This is a genomic window from Caulobacter soli (genome assembly GCF_011045195.1).
GTDB classification, from domain to species: domain Bacteria; phylum Pseudomonadota; class Alphaproteobacteria; order Caulobacterales; family Caulobacteraceae; genus Caulobacter; species Caulobacter soli.
Genome location: NZ_CP049199.1, coordinates 4465410 through 4491531 on the forward strand (window position 1 = coordinate 4465410; position 26122 = coordinate 4491531).

Here is a 26122-nt window from a genome sequence, read left to right on the forward strand (position 1 = left end):
GACCGAAGTCCGGGGGCGTTTTGTCTTTTCCAGCCTGGCCGGTTTAAGCGGCGGCGGCGGCGGTCTTGACCAGCGACTTGGTCAGGATGCCGATGGCGGCTTCTCGGTCGATGCGCTCGATGGCGGCGACTTCGCGGGCCATGCGGTCCAGGGCCGATTCATAGAGCTGACGCTCCGAATAGGACTGTTCCGGCTGGTTCTCGGCGCGGTGCAGGTCGCGCACCACTTCGGCGATCGAGATCAGGTCGCCCGAGTTGATCTTGGCTTCGTATTCCTGGGCGCGACGCGACCACATGGTGCGCTTGACGCGGGCGCGGCCCTTCAGGGTGGTCAGGGCTTGCGACACGACATTGCCTTCGGCCAGCGGGCGCAGGCCCGCGGTCTTGGCCTTCTTGGTCGGCACACGCAGGGTCATCTTTTCGTGGTCGAAGGTGATGATGTAGACCTCGAGCGCCATCCCGGCCACTTCCTGGGTCTCGACGCCCTGGATGCTGCCCACGCCATGCGCGGGGTAAACGACGTGATCGCCGACCGAGAAGTCCAGACCGCTCTTGCTCATTCGTTCGTCCTCAATAAGTTCGGGCAAAGCCCAAAACACCGCGTCTCGAAAGCATCCAAAGGGGCCTCCCAAACGGCGATAAGGACCCGTCCGCGAAAGGGGTGCGGGGCCAGTACCGGTCAGGATTTGGAATAGTTCTTAGGTCACCCTTCGCCTTCGATCGGGCGCGCCGGTTTCCCGGCTGACATCGTCCACATGACGGGCAGGCGCGGATGATCGCGACCGTTACGTCGAGAGTGACGATATCATAAAATTCAGCTTGATGAAAGGCTTGCGACCTGTTTAGCCGCCCGAACCAGCCGGATCAGGAGCCTTTGCCGGGCTTTTCGCTGAAATATTTCTCGAATTTGCCGGTTTCGCGTTCGAACTCTTCGCGGTCGGCGGGCGGCACGCCCTTGACCGTGATGTTCGGCCAGACCTTGGCGTATTCGGAGTTGATTCTCAGCCACTTGCCGTCCGGCTCGTCCTCGGTGTCGGGCTTGATGGCGTCGATCGGGCATTCCGGCTCGCAGACGCCGCAGTCGATGCACTCGTCCGGATTGATGGCTAGGAAGTTCTCGCCCTCATAGAAGCAGTCGACCGGGCACACCTCGACGCAGTCCATGAACTTACATTTGATGCAGGCGTCGGTAACGATGTAGGTCATCGAAGGCTCGGCAGGTTCCGGGACTAGGCGAGAGAGGGCGCGTTTTCGAAGCCGAGCGCCCGAATGTCAATGCGGCTTGGCTGCGCGGCGACCCAGGATTTCTCACACCGGCCCAGGCGTGGCGATTTGGCGCCACCTTAAATAGACGCGGATCTTCATATACCGTCGTTACGTTACGCTTTGTTATCGAAGCTCGGTCACAACCAAGCCAAGGAAAACAAACAAGAAGTCGACAACCCGACCCATGACGAGAACAGCCGTGCGCCGACAGCTCTCGATCAACTCCCAGGACACCAAGACGCCGGGCGCCCAGATGGACGCCTTCGAGACGTTTGTGCGCCATGCGCCCTTCGCGGCGGCCCTGGTGGACAACGCCTTTCGCCTGACCGCCGTCAGCCCCGACTGGGAAAGCCACGGCCTCAGCCCCGATCTGCTGATCGGCGACGACTTCCGCCGCGCCCTGTTCGGTCCCGAGGACCTCGAGAGCCTGGAGCGCTGCGTGGCGTTCGGCGAGGCGTTCTCGCGCTACCGCTCGATCTCGCTGAACGGGGCCGAGCCACGCATCTGGCGCACCGAATTCGCCGCCACCGTGACGGAAACCGGCCGCACCCTGGCGGTGATCGTCACCGCCCGCGACGTCAGCGGCTACGCCGAGACCGCCCTGAAGGCCGAACGCGACCAGCAGCGCCTGAAGATGGCGCTGGAGCTCGACGACCTGATGGTCCGCGAATACGACCTGCGGACCGGCGAGATCTATTGCTCGGGCACGTCGCCCGAGCTGGAGAAATGGTGCCTGTTCAAGCACGACCCGTTGGAGATCGTGCACCCCGACGACCGCGAGAAGATGGCCGAGCTGGTCCGCGCCCGGAAGGACGGCGAGGCCCAGGTCTTCGAGTTCCGCCTCAATCGCGACGACGGGGTCGAGACCTGGGTGCGTTCGGTCGGGAAGAAATTCCTGGGCGCGGACGGCAAGCCCGAGCGGCTGGTCAACCTCTTCAAGGACATCACCGACCGCCGCCGCCAGACCGAGGCCGTCGAGAACCTGGCCTTCAAGGACAGCCTGACGGGCCTGCCCAACCGCGCCTATTTCCAGCGTAAGTTCCAGGAGGCCGTCGACGCCTCGGAGATCATGGGCGAGCTGTTCGGCCTGATCATGATCGACGTCGACCACTTCAAGGACATCAACGACACCCTGGGCCACGACGCCGGCGACGCCCTGCTGAAACGCCTGGCCGAGATGCTGCACGCGGCCTTCCGCTCGGGCGACACCGTGGCGCGCCTGGGCGGCGACGAGTTCGCGGTGATCCTGCGCGGCCTGCATTCCGAGGCCGACATGATGCGGCCGGTCAACGCCCTGCAGGACCTGCTGCGCCGGCCCATCGAGCACGGCGGCCGCAGCTTCTCGGTCAGCGCCAGCATCGGGGCGGCCCTGCACGGCGATCTCGACGCCGATCCCAGCCACATGATCAAGAACGCCGACATCGCGCTCTACCGGGCCAAGGACGAGGGCCGCAACCGCAGCGTCGTCTTCGATCCCTCGATGCGCTCGGCCCTGGAGCAGCGGGTGGAGCTGCTGCGCGACATCCGCGCGGCGATCACGGCCAGGGAGTTCGTGCTCTACTACCAGCCGGTGGTCGATATCGCCTCCAACAGCGTCAGCGGCTTCGAGGCCCTGATGCGCTGGGACCATCCCGAGCAGGGCATTCTGACGCCCGACCGCTTCATGCCCGCCTTCGAGGACCAGGACCTGTCGCTGAAGCTGGGCGACCTGGCCTTCGAGACCGCGCTGAAGCAGATGCGCGAATGGCTGGACCAAGGCGTGGAATTCGGTCGCGTCGCCGTCAACATCTCGGCCGCCCAGTTCCGCAGCGGGCGTCTGGCCGAAGAGGTCCAGGACCGGCTCAAGCGCTGGAACGTGCCGTGCGAGCGCCTGACCATCGAGGTCACCGAGAACGTCTATATGGGTTGGGGCTCGGAGATGGTCAGCGACACCGTCCGCGCCCTGCACAAGGCCGGAGTGATGATCGCGCTGGACGATTTCGGCACCGGCTACGCCAGCCTCGCCAACCTGCGCCAGTTCCCGATCGACCGGCTGAAGATCGACAAGTCCTTTGTCCAGAACACCGAGGACGCCGCCATCGTGAAGGCGGTGATCACCCTGGGCTCCTCCATGGGCATGAAGGTCGTCGCCGAGGGCGTCGAGGACCAGGCCCAGCTGGACGCCCTGGCCGACTACGGCTGCGACCAGATCCAAGGGTATCACTTCTCGCGGCCGATGCCGGCGGGGATGGTGGCGGGGTATCTGAAGGGGTTTGGGAAGTAGCTCACCGACTTGCCCCCACCTGACCGCTACGCGGTCTGTCCGCCCCCATAGGGGGCGGAGGACAAAAACGCGCGGCCTCTTCCCCCTATGGGGGAAGACGATCGCGAAGCGATCCGTAGGGGGCAAGTGCGTGAGCCTACCCCTCGACCGCCTCGTACAGCTCCCGCGCCTCGGTCGCCGGCCCGCGCCGCTCTCCGAACCCCACCACCCGCACCGCCACCACCCGGCCGCCGATGGCGAACACCAGGCCGTCGCCGACCCGCAGGCCGCGCGAGGGTTTGTCGACGCGGCTTTCGGCGCCGGCCCTCGTCAACCGGATACGGCCTTCCTCGACGAAGCGGCCGGCCAGGGAGCGGGTCTTGAAGAACCGCGCGCGCCACAGCCAGACGTCGGCGCGGCAGTGGCCGGCGTCTTCCGTCATGCGGTAGCCTTGGCGGGCGCGGCCTTTCGACGGCGGGGTTTCTTCCGACGCGGCGGCGGCTCGGTCAGCTTGGCCAGGGCCGCGAACGGCGAGTCCGGGCGGGCCGTGACCTTGGGCTCGGGCCGCTGGGCGCCGCGCCGCTTCCACAGGATCGGATCGCCCTCCTTGGGGCGAATGGCGGGCGTGTAGTCCAGGGCGCGCAGCACGGCGGCGGCCTCGGCCGGGGTCCAGCCCAGGGCCTCGCGGGCGGCGTCGGTCAGCACCACCCCGCCGGGCTTCTGGCCCTCGCGCAGCAAGGCGTCCAGGCGCTCCAGCATCTCGACCGGAGCCACATACCTGCCGACCAGCCGCAGGCCGTTGCCGGCCAGGGCGCGGGCGTCCGGCGCCGGGCTAGGCGCGGCGGCCAGGCGCTCGCTTTCGCCGCGCCAGCCGCCCGGCGTCAGGGCGCGAGCCGTGGCCAGGGCCTCCGGCCGCAGCACCGACGGCAGGAACAGGCTGAACGCCCCGATCCGCACGCCCAGGGCCTTCAGGTTGCGCCGCTCGGCCTGGCTCATGGCCTTCAGGTCGGTGTCGACCGCGCGCTTGTCCAGCACCCCGCCGGCCTCTAGCAGCCGGTGGGCCAGGCCGCGCGGCAGGCCCTTCAGCTCGCCGCCGCCCAGGGCCCGTTCCAGCTTGCGCAGGCCCGCCAGCTTGCGATCGACCTCGCCGGCCAGGAAGGCGTCCAGCCGTCGCTCGGCTCGCTCGCGCGCCGCCGCGTCGCCCAGGTCGCCCAGCAGCCGGGCGCGCGGCGCCAGCAGGTCGCCACCGGTTCTTACCGCTCCGGCCGCCTCGCCGTTCCACAGCACCGCGCCGTCGGGCGTCAGGGTGAAAGCGCCGTCCGGCTCGGCCGCCAGCTTGCCCAGGCGTCTTGCGATTTCCGGGGTGACGGCCCGCTGGGCGGTGTTGCGCAGCGCCTTTTCCTCTAGCGCGCTGCCGCCCTTTTCCTGGACGAAGGTGACGCCGGTCAGCCGGCCGACGATGTGGCCCTCGACCGTCACCGCCCCGTCGGCGCCCACGCCCGCCAGCATGGTCTCGCGGTCGCCCAGCTGGCGCATCAGCACGCTGGTGCGCCGGTCGATGAACCGGGCCATAAGCTTCTCGTGCAAGGTGTCGGAGAGACGATCCTCCAGTTGCCGCGTCGTGCCCTGCCAGTGGACCGGATTGTGCAGCCAGTCGCCGCGATTGGCGATGTAGCTGAGCGTGCGCACGCCCGACAGGCGGGCGGCCAGGCTGTCGATCTCGCCGTCGGTGCGGTCCAGCGCCTTGAACTGGCCGGCGATCCAGTCTTCCGGCAGGCGCTTGCGGCCCGTGGTCAGGTCGTCGAACAGGGTGCGGACCATGCGCTGGTGGTCGTCGTCGGTGGTCTTGCGGAAGTCGGGGGTCTGACAGACGTCCCACAGCCGGATCAGGGCCGAGCGGTCGGCCTTGCAGCGGGCGACCACGTCCTCCTGGCTCGCCAGCTTCCTCAGCGTGCGCTCGTCCAGCGCCTCTTCCGACAGGCTCAGCCCCCCGCGCTTGGGCGGCTCGGCCAGCGAGCGCAGCAGGCCGGGCAGCGAGCCGAAGTCCAGCCGGGCGTTGCGCCACTCCGCGCCCATCACCGGCTCGAACTGGTGGTTGACGACGGACTCGACCAGGTCCTCGTCCATCTCCTCGCAGTCGCCGGTCACCCCGAAGGTGCCGTCGCGGGTGTAGCGCCCGGCGCGGCCGGCGATCTGGCCCACCTCCTGGGGGTGCAGCCAGCGGGTGCGCTTGCCGTCGAACTTGCGCAGGCCGGCGAAGGCCACGTGGTCGACGTCCATGTTCAAGCCCATGCCGATGGCGTCGGTGGCCACCAGGAAGTCGACTTCACCGGACTGGTAGAGGGCGACCTGGGCGTTGCGCGTGCGGGGGGAGAGGCTCCCCATCACCACCGCCGCACCGCCGCGTTGGCGACGGATCAGCTCGGCGATGGCGTAGACGGCGTCGGTGGAGAAGGCGACCACCGCCGAGCGACGCGGCAGGCGGGTCAGCTTCTTGGAGCCGGCATAGGTCAGGTTGGAGAACCGCTCGCGCGTCACGATCTCGGCGTCGGGCAGCAGGCGGCGGATCAGCGGGGCCATGGTCCCCGCGCCTAGCAGCATGGTCTCGAACCGCCCCCGGGCGTGCAGCAGCCGGTGGGTGAAGATGTGGCCGCGCTCGGGATCGGCGCACAGCTGGATCTCGTCGATGGCCACGAACTCGACCTCGCGGGTCAGCGGCATGGCCTCGACGGTGCAGACGAAATAGGCCGCGCGCGGCGGCACGATCTTTTCCTCGCCGGTGATCAGGGCCACCGAGGCCTTGCCGCGCAGCTTGACGATCCGGTCGTAGATCTCGCGGGCCAGCAGGCGCAGCGGCAGGCCGATCATGCCCGAGGCGTGGCCCAGCATCCGCTCGACGGCCAGGTGGGTCTTGCCGGTATTGGTGGGGCCGAGCACCGCCGTCAGCTTGGAAGGGGCCAGGCCTGTGGAACGGTCACTCATGAGTCAAAGGTGGTGCGGGAATCGGGGCGAGGCAAGCGGGGGCGTGGAGCGACTGGACGTCGCGTGGACGATCGGTCATCGAAGGGCATGTCCGCCATCGTCGCCGCCGCCTCGCCCCTCGAACTGGCCGCCCTGTGGCGGCTGGACCTGCTGACGGCGCGGGACGTGGTCCTGGTCTGCCTGACATGGTTGGAACAGGGCCTCGACGCCGAAGCTCCGGACATCGCCGTTCTGGCCGGTGAGGTCGATCCTCGGATCCTCGATCTGCGCCCGCGCTTCGAACGGGTTCTGGCCGACCTGATCGGCGCCCCGCTGTCGCGCGACGAGGCCTTGCCCATCGCGCTGCGCCTCCATCTGGCCGTCGCCCTGGTCCAGCCCGACGAGCGGTTCGTCGAGGCCATGGACCTGGTGATGGCCCGCTTCAAATACGCGAGCGAAAGTCGCCTGGTGGTCCACCCGCGTCGCCTGACCGATCGACCGGACGAGACCTTCGCCGAGCAGGCGCTGGGCCTGGAATATGTCTACGGCGTCTATGACGAGCTCGACGACCTTCTGGGCGGCCAAATGCTGGTCGACGATCCCGTGGCCATGAAGGCGCGATGCCTGGAGGACCTGCGCGAGGAAGCCGCCGTCCTGCACGCCCATCTGGTGACGCTTTAGCCCTGTGAACGTCGCCATGGGAACCGGCGTGACGGCGGTTGGTTCAGCCTGGGCAACCCAGGACCCTTCCATGCCCCACCCCGCCCTTACCGACGACGCCCCAGCCCCCCTCGTCGGCCTGGTCTCCGGCCTCGCCGCCGGCCTCGTGGCCGCCTACGCCATGACCAAGTTCCAGACCTTCGTCGGCGAGGCGATCAAGCCGGGCCTGGGCGGCACGGGCACGCCGTCGACCGAGACGGCCGCGAACCGCGCCTCGAAACTGCTGACCGGCAAGGCCATCCCCAAGAGCCGTCGCCCGGCCGCCGGTGAGGCGGTGCACTATGTGATCGGCAGCCTGGTCGGCGGGCTCTACGGCTTGGCCGCCGAGCGTCAGCCCAAGGTCACGGCCGGCCACGGCGCGGTGTTCGGCGTCACGGCGGCGACCGTGCTGGACGAGACGGTGGTGCCGGCCACGGGCCTGGGTCCCGGGCCGACCAAGGCGCCGCTGACCTCGCATCCCTATTCCTACGCCTCGCACCTGGTGTTCGGGGTGGTGACCGAGGGCGCGCGCAAGCTGTTCCGACAGTTCTTCATCAGGGTGCGCGACGGGATCGCCACCCTGCCCTTCCGCAAGAGCCCGGCCCGTCACGTGAGCCTGGACCAGACGCCCGACGATTGGCGCACCATCGGCCTGGCCTTTCTGCTGGGGGCCACAGCTGGCCCTCGCACCAGCGCGCCGATCACGGCGGTGACCTGGGCCGCCCGGTTGGGCTGGATCGACCTGAAGGGCTCGAAGCTGGCCTTCCTGGCCTCGCCCTGGGCGGTGGCGGTGACCACGCCGATGGCGCTGAGCGAGCTGGTGATCGACAAGCTGCCCGCCACGCCCTCGCGGACCCAGCCCGGCGCCATCGCCGCGCGGGCCGCCAGCGGCGCCCTGGCCGGCGCGGCCCTGGGCGCGGGACGTCCCGTCGCCGGCCTGGCCGCGGTGGCCGGGGCGGTCGGCGCGGGCGCGGCGACGCTGATCGGCCACGCCCTGCGCCTGAAGCTGGCCAAGGCGGCCGGCAAGGACTGGCCCGTCGCCGTCACCGAGGACGCCCTGGCCGGCGGCGGCGCGCTGTTGGTGGCGCTGGCCTCGCTGAGCCCGGCGCGGCCGCGCGAGGACCTGGCCTGGATGCGGTCGACGACTAACGCGTCTCGGCATATCGCCACGGGCGTGCACGCGCCGCTTTAGGTACCAACCTTGCTGTCATCCCGGACGATCGCACAGCGCGAAGATCCGGGACCGACGCGTGAACGCGTGCGCTTCCTGCGGTCCCGGATCTGCACCCGGCTTTCGCCGGGCTTGTCCGGGATGACAGACTTGGGTGGCTTTCCGGTCCTTGGAACGGGTTCCGCCCGATAGCTCCCTGCGTCCATCGCCCTAGGCTCGGCGCCCATGGTCGCCGACGACGCCCCCGCTTCAATCTCCGCCAAACCGGCCTGGACGCTCCAGCCGGTCGCCGAGCTGGACGCGGCCGAGCAGCAGCGCGGCATGCGGGTGCTGACGATCGAGGTGATCTTCTCGACCCTGGCCGACGCCGTGGCCGGCGGCGTGATCCTGACGGCCTTCGCCCTGCACCTGGGCGCGTCCAACGCCCTGATCGGCACGCTGGCGGCCATCACCTTCTGGGACCAATTGCTGCAGGGCCCCGGCGTGGTGCTGGTCGCACGGCTGAAGCGGCGCAAGCTGATCGCCGTGGCCGGCAGCCTGGTCTCGGCCCTGGCCCCGGCCGTGCTGGCCGCCCTGGCCTTCGCCCACGCCTCGTCGGCCGCCCGCACCGGGATCGTGATCGCCGTGGCGCTCTATGGCGGGGCCGGCGCCTTCGCGGGTTGCGCCTGGAACGCCTGGGTGCGCGACCTGGTCCCCGGCAAGGTCAGCGGCCACTTCTTCGGCCGCCGCTCGGCCTTGTCGACCGCCGTGGCGCTGGCCGGCGGTCTCGCGGCGGCCTGGCTTCTGGACCGCGCGCCCGAGGGCTCGCCCGGCCGCAGCTGGGTGTTCCTGGCCCTGTTCACGACTGGCCTGCTGGCCGAACTGGCCAGCGCCACGGTGCTCTCCCGCGCCCCCGAGCCCGCCATGCCGCCGTCCGACGGCCGCGAGCGCCTGCTGCCGCTGCTGAAGAAGCCCCTGATGGACGAGAACTTCCGCAAGCTGATCGCCTTCCTGGCCAGCTGGCAGTTCGCGGTGAACCTGGCCCAGCCGTTCTTCACGGTGTTCTTCCTGCGCCAGCTGGGGTTCGGCATGACCTTCGTGATGGCGCTCAGCCTGATCAACCAGTTCGCCAACCTGCTGACCCTGCGCAAGTGGGGGGATCTCGCCGACCGGTTCAGCAACAAGTCGGTGCTGAACCTGGCGGCCCCGGCCTTCATCGCCTGCATCGCCGCGATGATCGTCGCCTCGCAATTCCCCAACCAGGTCGCCGCCGGGGCCTATCTGATCGTGCTGCACCTGGTGATGGGCGCGGCCTCGGCGGGCGTGGCCCTGGCCTCGGGCAACATCGTCATGCGCCTGTCGCCGCGCGGCGCGGCCGAGCCCTACATGGCCGCCAACGCCCTGATCACCTCGGCGGCGGCGGGCCTGGCGCCGATCCTGGGCGGCCTGTGCGCCGACGCCTTCGCGCGGCGCGAGTTTCGCCTGCTGCTGGAGTGGTCGGGCCCGCTCTACAACGGCGACGTCGTGCGCCTGGCCGTGCGCCAGTGGGACTTCTACTTCCTGATCTCGGCCCTGTTCGGCCTCTACGCCCTACATCGCCTGACCCTGGTGCACGAGAAGGGCGAGGTGGAACGCCAGGAGATGGTCCGCGAAATGTTCGAACGCCTGCGCCACGGCCGGCGACGCTTCATGCCGGTGGCGGGTTTGAAGTCGCTGAGCGAATTTCCGGCCAACCTGTTCCACCGACGCGGGGCGAAGCGGGGCGGCTAGGGATCGCGTGCATGGACTTAGAGCGCACGAGGCCTATGCTCCTCGCGCTAGCCCTTCACGTCGTTGAACCGAGGCTCGAGCATGCAAAATTCCCGATGGAAGGCCGCCAATCCCGAGGTTCAGGCGGCGGTGCTCGACGCCAGGATCGCCGCCGTCATGCACGCCGTCGAGAAGGTCGACGCGGCCCTCGTGGCCGACGAGTACGCGGTGTTCGCCGCCGCCCTGGCGCCGGAGCTGGTGGTCAACAACCCCGCCAATATCGTCGCCCCCAGCGCCATGGTCCGCCAGCTGAACGCCGACGGCAAGATCAGCTACAGCCAGTACGAACGGCTGATCGAGCACGCGTCCCTGCGCGGCGACATGGTGCTGCTGATGGGCGAGGAGACCGTCGTGCCCAAGGGCGCCAACCCGCTGGCCGGCCAGACCGTGCGCCGCCGCTTCACCGAGCTGTGGCGGCCCGAGGGCGAGCGCTGGCTGCTGACCGCGCGCCAGGCGACGATCGCGCGGTAGGGCCCTACTTCTCGAACACCACCCTGCCGTCGACGATGGTCAGCACCGCGTCGGCCTTCAGGATCTCCGGCGGGGCCACGGTCATCAGATCCTTGGAGAACACCGTGACGTCGGCCTTCTTGCCGGCCTCCAGCGTGCCGCGATCGGCCTCGGCGAAGGCGGCGTAGGCCGGGGCCCAGGTCAGCATGCGCAGGGCCTGGTCGCGGGTGACGGCCTCGTCCAGATGCCAGTCGGCGCCCGCGAAGCCGTCCAGGCTGTGGCGGTAGACGGCGGCGTAGAACTCGATGCGCGGATCGCCGACCTCGACCGGGGCGTCCGAACCGGCGGCCACCACCGCGCCGCTGTCGAGGAAGTCCTTCCAGCGATAGCCCTCGTGCAGCCGGCTCTCGCCCAGGCGGGCAGGGGCGAAATAGAGGTCGCCGATCGCGTGGCTGGGCTGCATCGAGGCGACGACGCCCAGCTTGGCGAAGCGCGGCAGGTCCTCGTCCGCCACGATCTGAGCATGCTCGATGCGCCAGCGGGCCGCCGTATCGCCCGCCAACACCTCCTGGTACCAGTCCAGCGCCATGCGGTTGCCCCGGTCGCCGATCGCGTGGGTGGCCACCTGGGCGCCGACCGCCTTGGCCGCCTTCATCAGGGCCACGCCCTGGTCGCGCGGGGTCAGTTGCAGGCCGAGGCTGGCCTCGTCGTCGCTGTAGGGCGCCAGCAGCGCCGCGCCGCGCGAGCCCAGGGCGCCGTCCATGTAGAGCTTGATCCCGCGCACCCGGATCAGGCCGGTGGCGTCGGTTTGCGGTCCCTTGGCCAGCACCTCGGCCGCGCCGCCGGGATCCATGTAGTTGTCGACGCGCAGGCTGAACTTCCGGTCGGCGGCCAGCGATCGCAGGATCGCCAGGTCGGGCGCGCCGACGCTCATATTGTTCAGGCCCGTCCAGCCGCGCGAGGCGTAGAGCGCGCCGGCCTTCTCCAGGGCCAGCCGCAGCGTGGCCGGCGACGGCGGCGGGATCACGTCCTTCACCAGGGCCTGGGCGTGGTCGACCAGCATGCCGTCGGGCTCGCCGGCCGGGCCCTTCAGGATCTGGCCGCCGGCCGGAGCGACCGTGTCCTTCGTCACCCCCGCCGCCGCCAGGGCCGCGGTCGAGGCGACCACGGCGTGGCCGTCGGCCCGGCCCAGCACCACGATCCGGCGGGGCGCGGCGCGGTCGAGGTCGGCGCGGTTGGGGAAGCGCTTCTCGGGCCAGTGGGTCTCGATCCAGCCCCGTCCGTAGATCGGGCCGTCGGGATGGGCGTCGGCATAGGCCTTCACGGCCGCGACCAGGCTTTCGACGGAGTCGGTCTTGTCGAGATTCAGGGTCAGCTCGCGCAGGCCGATGCCGGTCAGGTGGGCATGGGCGTCGACGAAGCCGGGAAAGGCCGCAGCCCCCTTCAGGTCGACGTCGCGCGCGCCCTTGGCCGCCTTGGCCCTGGCGGCGGCCAGATCGCCGACGAAGGCGATGCGGTCGTCGCGGATCAGCACGGCCTGGGCGCTCGGCGCGGCCGCGACGCCGGTGTGGATCGGCCCGCCATGGATCAGGATATCGCCGGCGAACGCGGTCGCCAGGCTGGAGACCGACAGCAGGGCGGCAAGGGCGAAGGTGCGGCGCAAGGCGATCTCCCGACAGCAAGAAACGGGAAATCGTAGGGCAGAGACGGCCGGGTTGGAACCTTCGCCTTTCCGGTCCCTCGCGGGCGATGGCGGATAACGGACTCCTACACCGCCAGGCCTCTCCAAACGCCGTTTCCCGCTGCTATATTCAGCTCATGGAACAAGGTTTCGCGCTTTTCGAAACGCCGATCGGGCTGTGCGGCCTGGCCTGGGGCGAGCAGGGACTGGTCGGCGCCCAGTTGCCCGAGACCGCGCCGGGCGCCGCCTGGGCCCGGCTGCGTCGCCGCTATCCGGACGCGATCGAGTCTTCTCCGCCACCGCCCGCCATCCAGCGGGTCATCGAGCGGGTCAACGACCTGCTGGCCGGCGGACGCGACGACCTGACCGACATCGACCTGGATTTCAGCGTCGTCTCGCCCTTCAACCGCCGGGTCTACGAGATCGCCCGCGCCATCCCGCCCGGCGAGATCCTGACCTATGGCCAGATCGCCAAGGCCATGGACGATCCCGGCGCGGCCCGCGCCGTCGGCAAGGCCCTGGGCGAAAACCCCTGGCCGATCATCATCCCCTGCCACCGCGTGCTGGGCGCCGACGGCAAGGCGGGTGGCTTTTCCTCGCCGGGCGGCCTGCAGACCAAGGCCAAGATGCTGACGATCGAGCGGGCCCGGACCAACGAGGTCCCGACCCTGTTCGACCTGGAGTTCTCGGTGGCGCCCAAGCGCGGGCGCTGACGCTCCGGAGCGCCGTCAGACGTAGGGCGTCCCGGCCAGCGCGGCGTCGACGCCGGTGAAGCCCCGGTCCACCACGCCGAGGAAGGCCGCCTCGGGCTTTCGGTTCTCGCGGAAGGCGGCCAGCGCCTCGCCATAGGCGACCACCAGGGTGGCCATCAGCATCGTGGCCGCCAGCCGCGCTTCGGGATCGGCGTGCGGCCGGCCCACCCCGTCGGCCAGCATCCCCGCCAGATCATCGGCCAGCGTCACCTGCAGCTCGCGCGCGCGGGCCGTCAAAACCGTGCTCGCCGAGACCATGCGCCAGAAGTGGATCGGGCGTTCGGTGATCCTGAACAGCGGGTGCTGGCTTTCGACCAACGCCCGCATCAGCGCCTGGAACGTCCCGACCGGCGAGCGCCCGTCGCGATCGACCAGCGCGTCCCGCACCAGGGCCCGGACCTCGTCCTCGCGATCGAAGACCAGGTCCTCCTTGCGGGGGAAGTAGTTGAACACCGTCTTGCGGGCGACCTGCGCCTCGTCGGCGATGTCGGCGACGGAAACGGCGTCGAAGCCGCGCTCGACGAACAGGCGCGTGGCGACGTTGGAGATCGCCTGACGCGTCGCCTCCTTCTTGCGGTCTCGCAGTCCGAGTCGGTTTGACATGGCGATGTCTATACCATATACAAATTTATACTGAGTGTAAAAATCTGTCTTATCGAAGGCCGATGATGCTTGAGGACCCCCGCCTTGATGCATGATGTCGTGATCGCCGGAGCCGGCCCCGTCGGCCTGTTTCTCGCCTGCGAGCTGCGCCTCGCCGGTGTTTCGGTGCTGGTGCTGGAGCGGGCCGAGGACCCGGGCTCGCCCCTGAAGCGGCTGCCGTTCGGCATGCGCGGCCTGTCGGCGCCCACCCTCGCGGCGCTCTATCATCGCGGCCTGCTGGATGAAGTCGCCGCCCCGCGCGGGGTCGAGGACGGCCCCGCCGCCGCCCACTGGCGCCAGCAGCCGCGCCGCCCGGCGGGCCACTTCGCCGGCATCCAGTTCTTCCACGACGACATCGATACGGCCAAGTGGCGCTACCGCCTGCCCAGCCCGGCCGGGACCAGCGTGATGGTCGAGATGCAGCATCTGGAAACCGTCCTGGCCGCCCGCGCCGAGGCCCTGGGCGTGGAGATCCGGCGTGGCCTGGGAGTCCAGGGCCTGGACCAGGCGGACGACGGCGTGACCGTTCGCGCGGGCGGCCAGGCCTTCCACGCGCGCTGGCTGGTCGGCTGCGACGGCGGCCGCAGCACCGTCCGCAAGGCGGCCGGCTTCGACTTCGCCGGCACCGATCCGGAGTTCACCGGCTATTCCGTCGAGGTCGCGATGGCCGATCCCGACGCGCTGCGCCCGGGTCGCCACTACACGCCGACGGGCATGTACACCTATGCCCGCCCTGGCACGATCGGAATGGTCGAGTTCGACGGCGGCGCGTTCCACCGCGTCCAGCCGATCACGCTGGACCACGTGCAAGCGGTCCTGCGACGCGTCTCCGGCGTCGAGGTCGTCGTGACCGCCCTGACCCAGGCCACGACCTGGACGGACCGCGCCTTCCAGGCGACCGCCTATCGCAAGGGGCGGGTGCTGCTGGCCGGCGACGCGGCCCACGTCCATTCGCCGCTGGGCGGCCAGGGGCTGAACCTGGGGCTCGGCGACGCGATGAACCTGGGCTGGAAGCTGGCGGCCACCATCAAGGGCGACGCGCCTGTCGGCCTGCTCGACACCTATTTCGACGAGCGCCATCCGGTCGGCGCCCAGGTCCTGGACTGGTCGCGCGCCCAGGTCGCGCTGATGCGGCCCAGCCCCAGTTCGCGCGCGCTGGAGGCTGTCATCCGCGACCTGATCGACACCCGCGACGGCGCCACCTATTTCGCCGAGCGCGTCTGGGGCGTCTCGCTGCGCTACGACCTGGGCGACGACCACCCGCTGGTCGGACGCGGCGCGCCCGATTTCGAGCTGGTCGACGGGACCCGGCTCGGCGATCTGCTCAGGGACGGGAAAGGCCTGCTGCTGGACTTCGACGCCGACCGGCCACTTCAGCCCCTCGCCGGCCGCTGGGGCGATCGCCTCGCCTATGTGGCCGGCGACGCCAAGGATCGGCTGGGCCTGAGCGCGGTGCTGGCGCGCCCCGACGGCGTCGTCGCCTGGGCCGGCGAAACCGCCCCGGACCTTGAAAGCGCCGCTGAGGCCGTGTCGCGATGGTGGGGCGAACGTGGGGAAGCTTGACCGGTTAACGGCGATTCACCCTCGCCCGAACACGAGCGAAACGAATCATGACCGAATCAGCGACTTCGCCCGATTCAGTGTTTGTTCACTACTAGCGATGGTAGCTTAATTCGGATTAACCACAAATGGCATTGTGACGTTCACGGCGCGATCGTCTGACTCAGACCCATGGCGACGTCCAGCGCCTGGCGATAGGCGTCGACCGCCTCGGCCATCGACCGGCGCGAAATCTCCAACGCCTCGGCCCCAGTCTCGCCGGACCCCGCCTCCGGATCGAGGGCGCGGGCCAGGCTGGCGGTCGTCGCCGCCTCGACCAGGACGGTCGTACGCTGCAGGTGCTGGGCGGCGTTGACCAGGACCAGGGCGACGGATTGGACGGCGGCCGCCCGCAGGGCGACGGCCGCCGGGTCAAGGGCCTCCCGCGAGACGGCGGTCATGTCAGGCCTTCGGCTTGGCGGACGTGGGCCTGGCGGGCGCGGGCTTGGGCGCCGCCGGCTGGGCGGGCGCGGCGCTCAGGGTCTTGATGGCGGCCAGGGCGGCGTCGATCGCCTGGGCCTGAGCGTCGCCCGAGCCAAAGGCGCGCAGCGCGGCCAGCAGGGACAGCATGTTGTCCGGAACGTCGGACTGTCCCACCTTCGCCACGGTCGCGGCCGCGGCGGCGGTGTCGAAGCTGTAGATCTGCATCACCCCCTGGGTGGTCGCGGCCTGGGCCAGGATCGCCTGCTGTTGCTGGGCGGCCGCGGCGTTCTCGAACATAATACCCGTCGAATGGGCCAGGCTCTGATAGATCGCGCCCATGGCCATGGCCGGCGCCTCGGCCATCACCTTGACGTTCGTCTGGGTGACAGCGTCGGTGATCTGGGAATTGACGGGGGTGTCTAGGGCCATGGCGTCCTCTCCGCGCCACCCGAAGATCATCCTCCGGTCGTGGCGCGGCATTCTTCGCGCGAGAGGATCGGCTTGGCAATCGGCGTTATGTCAAATTTCGACACATGCCCTAGCTGGCCGGGCAGGTGGCGCTGACGCGCTTGGCCTCCAGGGTGGCGGCCATGGGCATGCCGCCGACCGTCTTGCCGTTGACGGCGATCGTGAAGCTCTCGGGCGTGTAGGAACCCTTGGCCGTGACCGGCGCCACGCGACCCTTCTTGTCGGTCCAGGTGCCCTTCAGCGCGATCTTGCCGTCGCGCACCTCGCGGGTCTCGTAGTCGCAGGTGTAGCGCTTGAGACAGATGCCCTGGTTGAAGTTCTCGACATCCTTGTCGGTCAGGCAGTGCATGTCGCTGTCGATCGGGATCGGCCCGAACCGGGTGTTGTATTCCCACTGACCGGTCAGGATCGTCGTCCGGGCGCTGGCGGCGCCGGCGACCGGGGCGGCGATCCTGGGGGCCGCGACGGCCGCGGCGGCGCCCAGAATCAGCGTTCCGACGATCAGGGCGGGGGCGAGCAGACGCATGCGATGAATCTCCGTGGAAGACGGCTCTATATATAGAGCGCCAGATGAACCGCGTTTGAAGGCTATGTTGGGGCCGCGTATCGCCCCGCTCGCATCTTCCGATCTTCAGGCGCGGCTTGACTCGGCAAGCCCCCTTCGCCTATATCGCCCGCTCTCGCGCGGCGGTCCGTCCTTCGCGCGCCCGAATTCATGTTGCGGAGCCTCGGCTTCGCCCAAGCCCAAGGTATCCACCATGTCGCGCCGTTGCGAACTCACCGGGATCGGTCCGATGGTCGGCCACAATGTGAGCCACTCGAACATCAAGACCAAGCGCCGCTTCCTGCCGGCCCTGTCGCCTGCGTCGCTGCAGTCGGACTCGCTGGGTCAGACCTTCAAGCTGCGCATCAGCAACGCGGCCCTGCGCACCCTGGACTTCAAGGGCGGCCTGGACGTGTTCCTGCTGGGCGCCAAGGACGAGCAGCTGTCGCCGCGCGCCCTGAAGATCAAGGCTCAGGTCAAGGCGAAGGCCAAGGCCGCCGCCGCGACCGCCGTCGCCGCCTAAGACTTTCTCGGCTCACGCCGAACGAAAGGCCCGCGAGGTTCGCCTCGCGGGCCTTTTCGCGTCTGGGGTTCGGCGAGAGCCGCGCGTCAGTCGCGCGATCCGGATCGTCCCGCGAGCAAAGGGGCGTGGGCGGCGAGCCTGCGGGATACGAACTCGGTGAAGAGCTGCACCCGCTTGGTCTTGCGGGTCTCTCCCTGTGTGAGACTCCAGACCGTGCCGTACAGGTGCAGGTCGAAACCCGGCGCCCTCGCCAGCAGGGGGTCGGCGTCGCCGACGAAGCACGGCAGCGTCGTCATCCCCAGGCCTTGCCGCACGGCGGCGATCTGCGCCTCGGCGTCCGTGACCCTGAAGGGAACTCCGGCGGCGCGGACCTCCCCCTCGCCGACCCAGTCGGGAACGCCATGGCGGCTGATGACGATCCACCGGAAGGGATCGGGCGCGCCGGCCCGCCACGCGGCGAGCCGATCGCGGGATATGTAGACGCCGCCGAAGATCTCCGGGCCCTTCAGGCCGTGAAGATTGAGCGGCAGTGTCTTGCGATCGTAGACGACGCGGATCGCGACGTCGGCCTCCCGATTGGTCAGATTCGCCAGCTCGCCGGACGACAGAATCTCCATCTCGATGTCCGGATGCAGGCGCGCGAAGTCGGCGAAGTCGGGCATGAGCAGATGCACCGCCAGGGGCGGCGCCAGCGTCACCCGCAGAAGCCCGCGCACGCCCTGGTCGCGACCGAAGACGCGCGTCTCCAGCTGGAGCGACGACGCTTCCATCTGCTCCGCGAGCTCGAGCACCTCCTCGCCCGCGGCCGTCATGCGATAGCCCGACGGCAGCTTTTCGAACATCTGCGCCCCGAGGCGTTCCTCCAGCTGGGCGATGCGTCGCAGCACGGTCGCGTGGTTCACCCCCAGGCGCCCAGCGGCGGCCCGCACCGAGCCTCCGCGCGCGACGGCGAGGAAATAGCGAACGTCATCCCAGTCGATCATGGTGCGATCTTGCGCCATGCGGCGGCCCCTCAAAAGCCAAAATCGAGCCTATAGACCGGAAACGCGGCGATCGTCGCGTTGAACTCGGCCTTTCATCCGGTTCGTTTTCGCACCATCGATGTGCATGTTTCCGCACTGAACAGCGGAGACCTGCGGACCCACTTCCAGCGTCTCGGGGAACGTCCCCGAACAAGGAAGACTGCATCTCATGACCAGATTGACTGGAAAGACCGCCGTGATCACCGGCGGGGCCACCGGCATCGGCCGCGCGGCGGCCAAGCGCTTCATCGACGAGGGCGCCTTCGTCTTCATCTTCGGCCGCCGGCAGGACGCGCTCGACGCCGTCGTGGCCGAACTCGGGTCCAACGCCCGCGCGGTGAAGGGCTCGGTCTCGGATGAGGCCGACCTCGATCGGCTCTACGCGGCGGTGAAGGCCGAGCGCGGAAGCCTCGACATCGTCTTCGCCAACGCCGGGGCGGGCAGCCAGCTTGCGCTCGGCGAGATCACCGCCCAGCACATCGACGAAACCTTCGACACCAATGTGAAGGGTACGATCTTCACGGTCCAGAAGGCGCTGCCGCTGATGGGCCAGGGCGGTTCGATCATCCTGACCGGATCCAGCGCCGGTACGACGGGCGCGCCGGGGATGAGCGCTTACAGCGCCAGCAAGGCGGCGGTGCGAAACCTCGCGCGGACGTGGGCGGAGGACCTGAAGGGGACCGGCGTCCGCGTGAACGTGTTGTCGCCCGGGGCGACGGCGACCGAGCTCGCCAAGGAAGCGCTGGGCGAGGAAGGGCAGAAGGTCTTCGCCGCGATGACTCCGCTGCAGCGCATGGCCGACCCGGCGGAGATCGCGGCCGTGGCCGCCTTTCTCGCCTCGTCGGACAGCAGCTTCATGACCGCCAGCGAAGTCGCCGCCGACGGCGGCCTGGCGCAGATCTGACCCCTCAAATCCAAGGAGAACACAGATGAGCTACGCAATCATCGGCTTCGGCAAGATCGGCCAGGCCCTGGCCAAGGCGTTCGCCCGCAAGGGGATCGAGGTCTCCGTCGCGACCACCCGCGCCCCGGAAAGCTTCGCGGCCGACGCCGCCGCGATCGGCCCCACGATCCTTCCCAAGACCCTGGCCGAAGCGATCAAGGCCGACACCATCTTTCTGGCGGTCCGCTTCGAGGCCCACCGCGACGTCGCCAAGGCGCTGGCGAACTGGGAAGGCAAGACCGTCATCGACACGACGAATCTGTTCCCGGGCCCCGAGGAACTGGACGGCCTCCCCTCCTCCGCCGTCGTCGCCAAGGCGTTCACCGGCGCCAAACTCGTCAAAGGGTTCAATCACCTGATCGCGGCCACGCTGGCGACCGATCCCGTCGTCGAGGGCGGCCACCGGGTGGTCTTTCTGTCCAGCGACGACGAGGACGCGATCGCGCCCGTCTCGGCCCTGGCCAAGCAACTGGGGTTCGCGCCCGTCACGCTGGGAAGGCTCGGCGAGGGCGGCGCGCTGGTGCACGCGCGCGGTCGCACCTGGGGCCCGCTGATCTTCCAGGACCTGTTCAAGAAGCAGCCGTAACGGTCCCACGAAAAAGCCCTCCCCGTTTCCGGGGAGGGCTCTTCAACGCCACTCAAAGAAAGGGCCGATACGCGCCCTCTCGGTACAAACTTTTAGCGGGCGCGAACGGCCGAGTAGGCGGTTTCGTCCGAAGCGTTCAGCTTGGAAACGGCGTCTTGGACCGAGGCGCGGACGCACGAGGGGTAGGTGTAGCCAGCCAGGGCGGTGCCGCGGACTTCGGCCCAGCACACGGTCGAGGCGGCCTTGTGGATCTCGGCGCGCAGTTCGGCCGGAGCCTTGCCGGCGGTCTTGATGCGAACTTCAGCGGCGCCGGCGGGAGCGGCGGCGAACAGGGCGACGGCCGAGGCGGCCAGAACGATGGAGCGGATCATTAGGACGGATTCCAAGACAGCGTTGATTTTCAACCCGTCCGGAAGGCGCTTCCCCTGCGCGGCTGGTCCAGGATCTCGCCCGCTCTGCCGCTACGGAAAACTCATAACTTGTCACTTTTCACTTATCAACGGTTATGTTGCAGCTTGACCACAAAATCGATTGACGCGAATTGACGCGGTTACAGGGGGCCGGAACCCGGCCCTCGCGCCGCCGAAGCCGCGCGGGACCGGGCCCGAAACGCAAGGTTTAGTAGCTGACCTTCACCAGGCCGCCGGCACGGAACGCTTGGCGGTCATAGGCCTTCAGGGTCGGGCTGCCGACCTTCTGGACGGCGTCGCGGGTCACTTCGCGAACGCAGTAGGCGTAGAAGTCGTTGGTGTTGCTGCCCATGTCTTCGCGGCAGATGGTGTTGGCGGCCGAGACGATGTCGGCGTGGATGGCGGCGTCGGTGCGACCGCGAACCTTGACGTGCTGATCGGTGGCGAAGGCCGACGAAGCGGTGGTCAGGGCCATGGCCGAAGCGGCCAGAACAAACAGAGCTTTCATGATTTCAGTTCCGAAAGGGGGTTGGAATTCAACCTCCTCCCGATGCGTTCCTCTGATGACCGTTGGGATCTCGCCCTGCTCGCGTCATCGGAGGTAGCGGTAACATGACAACGTTGTCTTTTGAAGTAAAATGTTGAGTTTCAAAGGAAACTACCTATAGGCGCCCAAACCCTGGGCAGAGAGGCCGGCGGGCGGGATCGGGTGGCGAAACGCGGTGCAGGTCGCCGCATTGTGCGCCGATCCGCACAGCCCCGTCCCGATTACCCCTGATTATCGAAGACCGCACCGCCCTCTATCTTGAGGTCCACGACATGGAGACGAACATGCAAGCGATCGATCAAGCCGGAACCTTCACCCTCGGCGACCGGACGGTGAAGCGGCTGGGCTATGGGGCCATGCAGTTGGCCGGACCCGGCGTGTTCGGCCCGCCGCGCGACCGGGACGCGGCCCTGGCGGTCCTGCGCGAGGCGGTGGCGGCGGGCGTCGACCACATCGACACCAGCGACTTCTACGGCCCGCACGTCACCAACCAGATCATCCGCGAGGCGCTGGCGCCCTATGCCGACACCCTGACGATCGTCACCAAGATCGGCGCCAGGCGCGGCGACGACGCGTCCTGGAACCCGGCCTTCGGTGCCGACGACCTGGAGCGCGCGGTGCACGACAACCTGCGCAACCTGGGCCTCGAGACGCTGGACGTCGTCAACCTGCGGGCCATGTTCAGCGTCCACGGTCCGGCCGAGGGCTCGATCGCGGCGCCGCTCGAGACGCTGGCCAACCTCCAGCGGCAAGGCCTGGTGCGCCACATCGGCCTCAGCAACGTCACCGCGACCCAGGTGAAGGAAGGCCAGGGGATCGCCCAGATCGTCTGCGTGCAGAACCAGTACAACTTGGCCCACCGCGAGGACGACGCGCTGATCGACGCCCTGGCGGACGATGGGATCGCCTATGTGCCGTTCTTCCCGCTGGGCGGGTTCAGCCCGCTGCAGTCGACCGCCCTGTCGCAAGTGGCCGAGCGCCTGAACGCCACGCCGATGCAGGTGGCCCTGGCCTGGCTGCTGCGGCGCGCGCCCAACATCCTGCTGATCCCCGGCACCTCCTCGGTCGCCCACCTGCGCGAGAACCTGGCGGCGGCGACGCTGGTCCTGCCAGACGCGGTGATGGCCGAACTGGACGGGATCGGACGGGCCTAAGGGCCAGCCGGTCTTCAGCCGGCCAGCCAGTGCGGAACCGGCAGGGCCCCGTCCTTATCGAGGACCCTGCCGAGTTCGTCGAAATAGCGGTCGCTGAGGGCGCCCACCGGCCACGGCGCATCGTCGGCGATGGCGGCGAAGAGCACCTGCATCAACATCATCTGGGCCGCCCACCATGCCGGGGCGGCCGTCGGAACCGTGTCCACGAGCCTCGCCTTGAAATCGCGCTCCCAGGACCGCTTGATGGTGATCGTGGCGCCGACGAGGAAGGTCACGTGCAGGATCGGCGACGAGGGAAAGAAGCCGTCCGGGCTCGAACGGCCGTGCTCGTTGATCCAGTGAACGCTCCGGCCGGGCGAGGTGGTGGCCAGCAGGATGGTCTGGGTCGCCGCCTCGCCCCACGCCGCGGGCGCATCGATGACGGGTCTCGATAACGGCCGGTTGATCAGATACCAGCCGGCCAGATCGAACGTGCCCGCGGGCAGTCTCCACGAGGTGATCCGCAGGGCGTGATTGAGGTTGGGCGGCTGTTGATCGGGCCCAGGGAACTGGAACTGCGGTGCGACGCCGATCAGCGAACGGTCCGTCCCCACCGGCAGACCCTGACCCGGGCCGCCGAGCGCCATGTAGGTCAACAGCTGCACGGCCGTCATGACGAGGCCGCCGTCCGGCGAGACCACGAAGATCCAGGCCGCCGGCGGGAAGGAGCCGCCGTCCTGAACGGCCGACGCCTGGACCAGGGCCTGCTTGTGGGCGGGCAGGTCCGGCGTGTCTTCAGGCCACATCGCCATGCATGTCTGGCCGTCCCTCGGAAACAGCTTGGTCGCCGCGACGAACGACGCGGGCGGCGTCGCCGCCTGCGTGGAGGGGGCCACGAAATGGAATCCCGGAGGACCGAAGAAGCCCGCGAAGGCCTTCAGCGGATCCGTCTCCCGCAGGCGCTCGAGCAGATCGAACACGTTGCCGGTCATGCCGTGAAGAACCACCGTGCTGTCGGGGTTCATGTTCACGACTTCGTCTATGGCCAGCAGCATTGTCCGTTCCTCCCGAGCAAGCCAGGCAACGGAGCAAATAACGCCAAGGTTGGCCAGGAGATTTTACCCGCAAAAGGCGAATCCCCCAACCGCTCGCCGATGCGCTACCGCCGCCGCACCGGCTTGGCGGGCTTTGGCGGCGCGGGCGGCGGTGGCGGCGGGGCGGTCCAGTCGAAGGCCATCAGCAGGGTGCGTTCCTGCGGGGCGTCGTTGTCGTCGGTGATCAAATAGATCCGCGTCGCGCCCGACGGCGATCGCGACAGCGCGATTCCCTCGAAATTGTCGCGGGTGGTCGCCCCGTCCAGGGTCAGGGTGGCGGCCAGGTACTGCTTGGCGGCCGGGGCGCGGGGGTCGATCACGAACCGCACCTGGCCACGCCAGCCGCGGATCGGGTCATAGGCGCGGAACAGGCTGGCCACCGACTGGCCCTCGAAGGCCGCGAACGAGGTCAGGCCCCAGGTGAAGTCCGGCGGCGACTGCGGGGCCAGGCCCACGCAGGGCGCCGACAGCTTGCACAGCCACACCTCGCCCTCCTCGCCGCCCACCAGATAGGCGTCGGGGCCGGCGATCGGATAGGCGGTCAGGGCCTCCATGCCCTCATTGTCGGGGAAGGTGGTGGCGGGCTTGTTGACGGCGCGCGGCAGGCCGTAGGTCCCGTCGCTCTGGCGCGGATAGAGCCAGATGCGGTGATCGCGCTCGAAGCTGACCAGGCGGTCGCCATTGGCCAGGATCGCCAGGCCCTCGGCGTCGCCCTGGCCCTTGCCCTTCAAGGGCTGGCCGTCCAGGCCCTTCAGCGGCGACAGCTTGCCGTCGCTCAAGCCAACCAGCCGGCCGGTCTCGTCCAGCACCAGCCTGGCCTCGAACAGGTCGCCGTCGTCGCTGACCGAGACCAGCCCGCCGTCGGGGCCGAACTTCAGGTCCGACAGGCCGTGCAGCCGCGTGGTGTCGGGGCTGCTGATCGCGATCCCGCCGGCATAGACGAAGCGGCCGATCGCCGTTGGAGGCGGCGTGGCCGAGCTGAGCGGCACGGGCGTGGTGACCAGGCTGATTTCGGGCCCGACCTTGACCGGCGCGACCGGCAGCACGGCCGGCTGCGGCGGGGTCTTGGCGCACTGGCCCAGGGCGAAGCTCGCCAGGCCCAGCACGAGGAAGCCGCGCAGTCCGATCACGCGGGAACCTTGCGGCCCGTCTTGGGGGCTTGGGGTTGGACGGTCGGCGGCGCGGCCAGCAGGCCCCGGGCGCGCTTCACGGCCTTGGGCTCCTCGTCGAACAGGCCGGCCAGTTGGTCGACCAGGGCGCCGCCCAGTTGCTCGACGTCGACGATGGTCACCGCCCGGCGGTAGTAGCGCGTCACGTCGTGGCCGATGCCGACGGCGATCAGCTCAACCGGGCTCTTGGTCTCGATCTCGGCGATGACCTGACGCAAGTGGCGCTCCAGATAGTGGCCCGAATTGACGCTGAGGGTGGAGTCGTCCACCGGCGCGCCGTCGGAGATCACCATCAGAATGCGGCGGGCTTCGGGCCGGCCGATCAGGCGCTGGTGAGCCCACATCAGGGCCTCGCCGTCGATGTTTTCCTTCAGCAGCCCCTCGCGCATCATCAGGCCGAGGTTCTTGCGAGCCCGCCGCCAGGGCGCGTCGGCGCTCTTGTAGATGATGTGGCGCAGGTCGTTCAGGCGGCCCGGAGCGGGCGGCTTGCCGGCCTTGATCCACTCGTCGCGGGCGCTGCCGCCCTTCCAGGCGCGGGTGGTGAAGCCCAGCACCTCGACCTTGACCGCGCAGCGCTCCAGCGTGCGGGCCAGGATATCGGCGCAGACGGCCGCCACCATGATCGGCCGGCCGCGCATCGAGCCGGAATTGTCGATCAGCAGGGTCACGACGGTGTCGCGGAACTCGACGTCCTCCTCCTGCTTGAACGACAGGGGCGCGGTGGGGTCGATGATCACCCGGGTCAGGCGGGCGACGTCCAGCATCCCCTCCTCCAGGTCGAAGGTCCAGGCGCGGTTCTGCTGGGCCAGCAGGCGGCGCTGCAGCTTGTTGGCCAGGCGCGAGACGACGCTGGAGAAGGCCGCCAGCTGTTGGTCCAGATAGGCCCGCAGCCGGGTCAGCTCGTCGGCGTCGCACAGGTCCTCGGCCGGCACCACCTCGTCATAGGCCGTGGTGAACACCTTGTAGGCCGGCTCGCCCGCGCCGCCCTGGCCGGGATCGGGACGGGCCGGCTTGGCGCCGTCGCCCATCTCGGGGGCTTCCTCGGTGTCTTCCGGCTCGCCGTCCTGTTCGGACTGGACCATCTCCTCGTCGCCGGCCTCGGTCTCGCGGTCGGAGGTCTCGGTCTGCTGCGGGTCGGCGCCTTCGGACTGCTCGCCCTCGCCTTCGCCGCTGTCGTCCTCGGAGGCCTCGGTGTTCTGGTCCTCGTCGCCCTCGTCCTCGTCGGACTGTTCGGTGGCGTCGGACATGTCTTCGCCGAGGTCGAGATCGCGCAGGATCTCGCGGGTGACCTTGGCGAAGGCGGCCTGGTCGTCGATGGCGGCGGCCAGGCGGTCCAGGTCCTTGCCGGCCCGGTTCTCGATGTCGGCGCGCAGGATGTCGACCAGGGCCTTGGCGCCATCGGGCGGGGCGTCGCCGGTCAGCCGCTCGCGGACCATCAGCGACAGGATCTCGGCCATGGGCGCGGACTGCAGGTCGGTCGCCACGGCGCGGGTCAGGCCCTGCTTTTCCAGGCGCGCTTCCAGGGCGGCGGTCAGGTTGGCGCGCACGCCGCCCAGGGCGTTGGACCCGATGGCTTCCAGCCGGGCCTGCTCGATGGCCTCGAAGGCCGCCTGGCCGTCGGGCGAGCTGGGCCGCGCGCGGGCGTGGGCCATCGCATCATGGTGCGCCAGGCGCAGAGCCATCTGGTCGGCCAGGCCACGGATGCGGGCGGCCTCCTTGGGGTTCAGGTCGCGCGGCGGATGGGGCAGCACCGCCCGGTTGCCGACCAGGCTGGGACCCTCGCCGGAGAACACCACCTCCAGGTCGGGCGTCTCGGCGAGCGAACGCGCCGCGTGAGCCAGGGCGCGCTTGAACGGTTCGGTCGGGCTTTCGGGCTTGGAGGCCATGTCAGTGGGTTACCGAGCCACGGCGGCGAACACAAGACACAGGAGGGATGGGCGGAGGGAACAGTGCGCGCCAAGGCCGCGTTTGCGTGATCCAAGCTCGCGACGGGCGGGCCAAGTTCGAGGA

The 26122-nt window shown here is 69.3% G+C and carries 26 protein-coding genes; 11 read left to right on the forward strand and 15 right to left on the reverse strand.

The annotated features are described in order from the left end of the window. Positions 1 to 43 precede the first annotated feature (43 nt). Positions 44 to 559, reverse strand: coding sequence for a CarD family transcriptional regulator (locus G3M62_RS20720; RefSeq protein WP_165190449.1), 516 nt, complete (start codon positions 557 to 559; stop codon positions 44 to 46). Between the two features lie 304 nt (positions 560 to 863). Then, entirely contained in the window at positions 864 to 1205 is a 342-nt protein-coding gene (fdxA, locus tag G3M62_RS20725) for a ferredoxin FdxA (RefSeq protein ID WP_165190450.1), read from the reverse strand. Positions 1206 to 1449: 244 nt separating this feature from the next. Between fdxA and G3M62_RS20730 the strand changes: the two genes are divergently transcribed. After that, positions 1450 to 3528 carry a putative bifunctional diguanylate cyclase/phosphodiesterase gene (locus G3M62_RS20730; protein ID WP_165190451.1) on the forward strand — a complete coding sequence of 693 codons (2079 nt, stop codon included), beginning with the start codon at positions 1450 to 1452 and terminating at the stop codon, positions 3526 to 3528. A gap of 136 nt (positions 3529 to 3664) precedes the next feature. On the opposite strand, the gene G3M62_RS20735 is transcribed toward G3M62_RS20730, so the two are convergent. Further along, positions 3665 to 3949, reverse strand: a complete 285-nt coding sequence (locus tag G3M62_RS20735; RefSeq protein ID WP_165190452.1) for a S4 domain-containing protein — start codon at positions 3947 to 3949, stop codon at positions 3665 to 3667. Beyond that, complete coding sequence (locus G3M62_RS20740; protein WP_165190453.1) at positions 3946 to 6489, reverse strand: helicase-related protein; 2544 nt, start codon at positions 6487 to 6489, stop codon at positions 3946 to 3948. The genes G3M62_RS20735 and G3M62_RS20740 overlap by 4 nt, the downstream gene beginning before the upstream one ends. A gap of 87 nt (positions 6490 to 6576) precedes the next feature. On the opposite strand from G3M62_RS20740, the gene G3M62_RS20745 reads away from it, so the two are divergent. From G3M62_RS20745 to G3M62_RS20760, 4 genes are all read left to right on the forward strand, one after another. Further along, complete coding sequence (locus G3M62_RS20745; RefSeq protein WP_165190454.1) at positions 6577 to 7149, forward strand: hypothetical protein; 573 nt, start codon at positions 6577 to 6579, stop codon at positions 7147 to 7149. 70 nt (positions 7150 to 7219) lie between these two features. Then, on the forward strand, positions 7220 to 8359 hold the full coding sequence (locus G3M62_RS20750; RefSeq protein ID WP_165190455.1) for a DUF1440 domain-containing protein: 1140 nt from the start codon (positions 7220 to 7222) through the stop codon (positions 8357 to 8359). A 204-nt stretch (positions 8360 to 8563) separates the two neighbouring features. Then, positions 8564 to 10087: an MFS transporter gene (locus G3M62_RS20755; RefSeq protein WP_165190456.1), complete on the forward strand. Its 1524-nt coding sequence runs from the start codon at positions 8564 to 8566 to the stop codon at positions 10085 to 10087. A gap of 81 nt (positions 10088 to 10168) precedes the next feature. Further along, positions 10169 to 10597, forward strand: coding sequence for a nuclear transport factor 2 family protein (locus G3M62_RS20760; RefSeq protein ID WP_165190457.1), 429 nt, complete (start codon positions 10169 to 10171; stop codon positions 10595 to 10597). A 4-nt stretch (positions 10598 to 10601) separates the two neighbouring features. On the opposite strand, the gene G3M62_RS20765 is transcribed toward G3M62_RS20760, so the two are convergent. Next, on the reverse strand, positions 10602 to 12239 hold the full coding sequence (locus G3M62_RS20765) for an amidohydrolase (protein WP_165190458.1): 1638 nt from the start codon (positions 12237 to 12239) through the stop codon (positions 10602 to 10604). A gap of 155 nt (positions 12240 to 12394) precedes the next feature. On the opposite strand from G3M62_RS20765, the gene G3M62_RS20770 reads away from it, so the two are divergent. Further along, the gene (locus G3M62_RS20770; RefSeq protein ID WP_165190459.1) at positions 12395 to 12970 is read left to right on the forward strand and encodes a methylated-DNA--[protein]-cysteine S-methyltransferase; all 576 of its coding nucleotides are present in this window, start codon (positions 12395 to 12397) and stop codon (positions 12968 to 12970) included. A 15-nt stretch (positions 12971 to 12985) separates the two neighbouring features. Here the strand turns inward: G3M62_RS20770 and G3M62_RS20775 are convergent, their stop codons facing one another. Beyond that, positions 12986 to 13612 (reverse strand): TetR/AcrR family transcriptional regulator, encoded by a 627-nt coding sequence (locus tag G3M62_RS20775; protein ID WP_165190460.1) that lies wholly within the window; start codon positions 13610 to 13612, stop codon positions 12986 to 12988. Between the two features lie 87 nt (positions 13613 to 13699). On the opposite strand from G3M62_RS20775, the gene G3M62_RS20780 reads away from it, so the two are divergent. Beyond that, positions 13700 to 15214, forward strand: coding sequence for an FAD-dependent monooxygenase (locus G3M62_RS20780; RefSeq protein WP_165190461.1), 1515 nt, complete (start codon positions 13700 to 13702; stop codon positions 15212 to 15214). Between the two features lie 140 nt (positions 15215 to 15354). Here the strand turns inward: G3M62_RS20780 and G3M62_RS20785 are convergent, their stop codons facing one another. From G3M62_RS20785 to G3M62_RS20795, 3 genes are all read right to left on the reverse strand, one after another. Continuing rightward, a complete protein-coding gene (locus G3M62_RS20785) occupies positions 15355 to 15651 on the reverse strand; it encodes a hypothetical protein (protein WP_165190462.1) in 297 nt (98 codons plus the stop codon). Between the two features lies 1 nt (position 15652). Continuing rightward, positions 15653 to 16102, reverse strand: coding sequence for a RebB family R body protein (locus G3M62_RS20790; RefSeq protein ID WP_165190463.1), 450 nt, complete (start codon positions 16100 to 16102; stop codon positions 15653 to 15655). A gap of 109 nt (positions 16103 to 16211) precedes the next feature. After that, positions 16212 to 16667 carry a DUF3617 domain-containing protein gene (locus G3M62_RS20795; RefSeq protein ID WP_165190464.1) on the reverse strand — a complete coding sequence of 152 codons (456 nt, stop codon included), beginning with the start codon at positions 16665 to 16667 and terminating at the stop codon, positions 16212 to 16214. A gap of 232 nt (positions 16668 to 16899) precedes the next feature. Between G3M62_RS20795 and rpmB the strand changes: the two genes are divergently transcribed. After that, on the forward strand, positions 16900 to 17208 hold the full coding sequence (gene rpmB / locus G3M62_RS20800) for a 50S ribosomal protein L28 (RefSeq protein WP_165190465.1): 309 nt from the start codon (positions 16900 to 16902) through the stop codon (positions 17206 to 17208). Between the two features lie 86 nt (positions 17209 to 17294). Here the strand turns inward: rpmB and G3M62_RS20805 are convergent, their stop codons facing one another. Further along, positions 17295 to 18209, reverse strand: coding sequence for a LysR family transcriptional regulator (locus G3M62_RS20805; RefSeq protein WP_246263362.1), 915 nt, complete (start codon positions 18207 to 18209; stop codon positions 17295 to 17297). A 190-nt stretch (positions 18210 to 18399) separates the two neighbouring features. Between G3M62_RS20805 and G3M62_RS20810 the strand changes: the two genes are divergently transcribed. Next, a complete protein-coding gene (locus tag G3M62_RS20810) occupies positions 18400 to 19134 on the forward strand; it encodes an SDR family NAD(P)-dependent oxidoreductase (RefSeq protein ID WP_165190466.1) in 735 nt (244 codons plus the stop codon). A 25-nt stretch (positions 19135 to 19159) separates the two neighbouring features. Further along, positions 19160 to 19759, forward strand: a complete 600-nt coding sequence (locus G3M62_RS20815) for an NADPH-dependent F420 reductase (protein WP_165190467.1) — start codon at positions 19160 to 19162, stop codon at positions 19757 to 19759. A 92-nt stretch (positions 19760 to 19851) separates the two neighbouring features. On the opposite strand, the gene G3M62_RS20820 is transcribed toward G3M62_RS20815, so the two are convergent. Continuing rightward, on the reverse strand, positions 19852 to 20130 hold the full coding sequence (locus G3M62_RS20820; RefSeq protein ID WP_165190468.1) for a hypothetical protein: 279 nt from the start codon (positions 20128 to 20130) through the stop codon (positions 19852 to 19854). A 247-nt stretch (positions 20131 to 20377) separates the two neighbouring features. Beyond that, entirely contained in the window at positions 20378 to 20677 is a 300-nt protein-coding gene (locus G3M62_RS20825) for a hypothetical protein (protein WP_165190469.1), read from the reverse strand. Between the two features lie 323 nt (positions 20678 to 21000). On the opposite strand from G3M62_RS20825, the gene G3M62_RS20830 reads away from it, so the two are divergent. Next, a complete protein-coding gene (locus G3M62_RS20830; protein WP_165190470.1) occupies positions 21001 to 21870 on the forward strand; it encodes an aldo/keto reductase family oxidoreductase in 870 nt (289 codons plus the stop codon). 14 nt (positions 21871 to 21884) lie between these two features. Here G3M62_RS20830 and G3M62_RS20835 read toward each other — a convergent pair whose 3' ends face one another. The 3 genes from G3M62_RS20835 to cobT form a co-directional block, all read right to left on the reverse strand. Then, the gene (locus tag G3M62_RS20835) at positions 21885 to 22904 is read right to left on the reverse strand and encodes a hypothetical protein (RefSeq protein ID WP_165190471.1); all 1020 of its coding nucleotides are present in this window, start codon (positions 22902 to 22904) and stop codon (positions 21885 to 21887) included. Between the two features lie 104 nt (positions 22905 to 23008). Continuing rightward, positions 23009 to 24073, reverse strand: a complete 1065-nt coding sequence (locus G3M62_RS20840; RefSeq protein WP_165190472.1) for an esterase-like activity of phytase family protein — start codon at positions 24071 to 24073, stop codon at positions 23009 to 23011. Continuing rightward, positions 24070 to 25998: a cobaltochelatase subunit CobT gene (gene cobT / locus G3M62_RS20845; protein WP_165190473.1), complete on the reverse strand. Its 1929-nt coding sequence runs from the start codon at positions 25996 to 25998 to the stop codon at positions 24070 to 24072. The genes G3M62_RS20840 and cobT overlap by 4 nt, the downstream gene beginning before the upstream one ends. Positions 25999 to 26122: the final 124 nt, after the last annotated feature.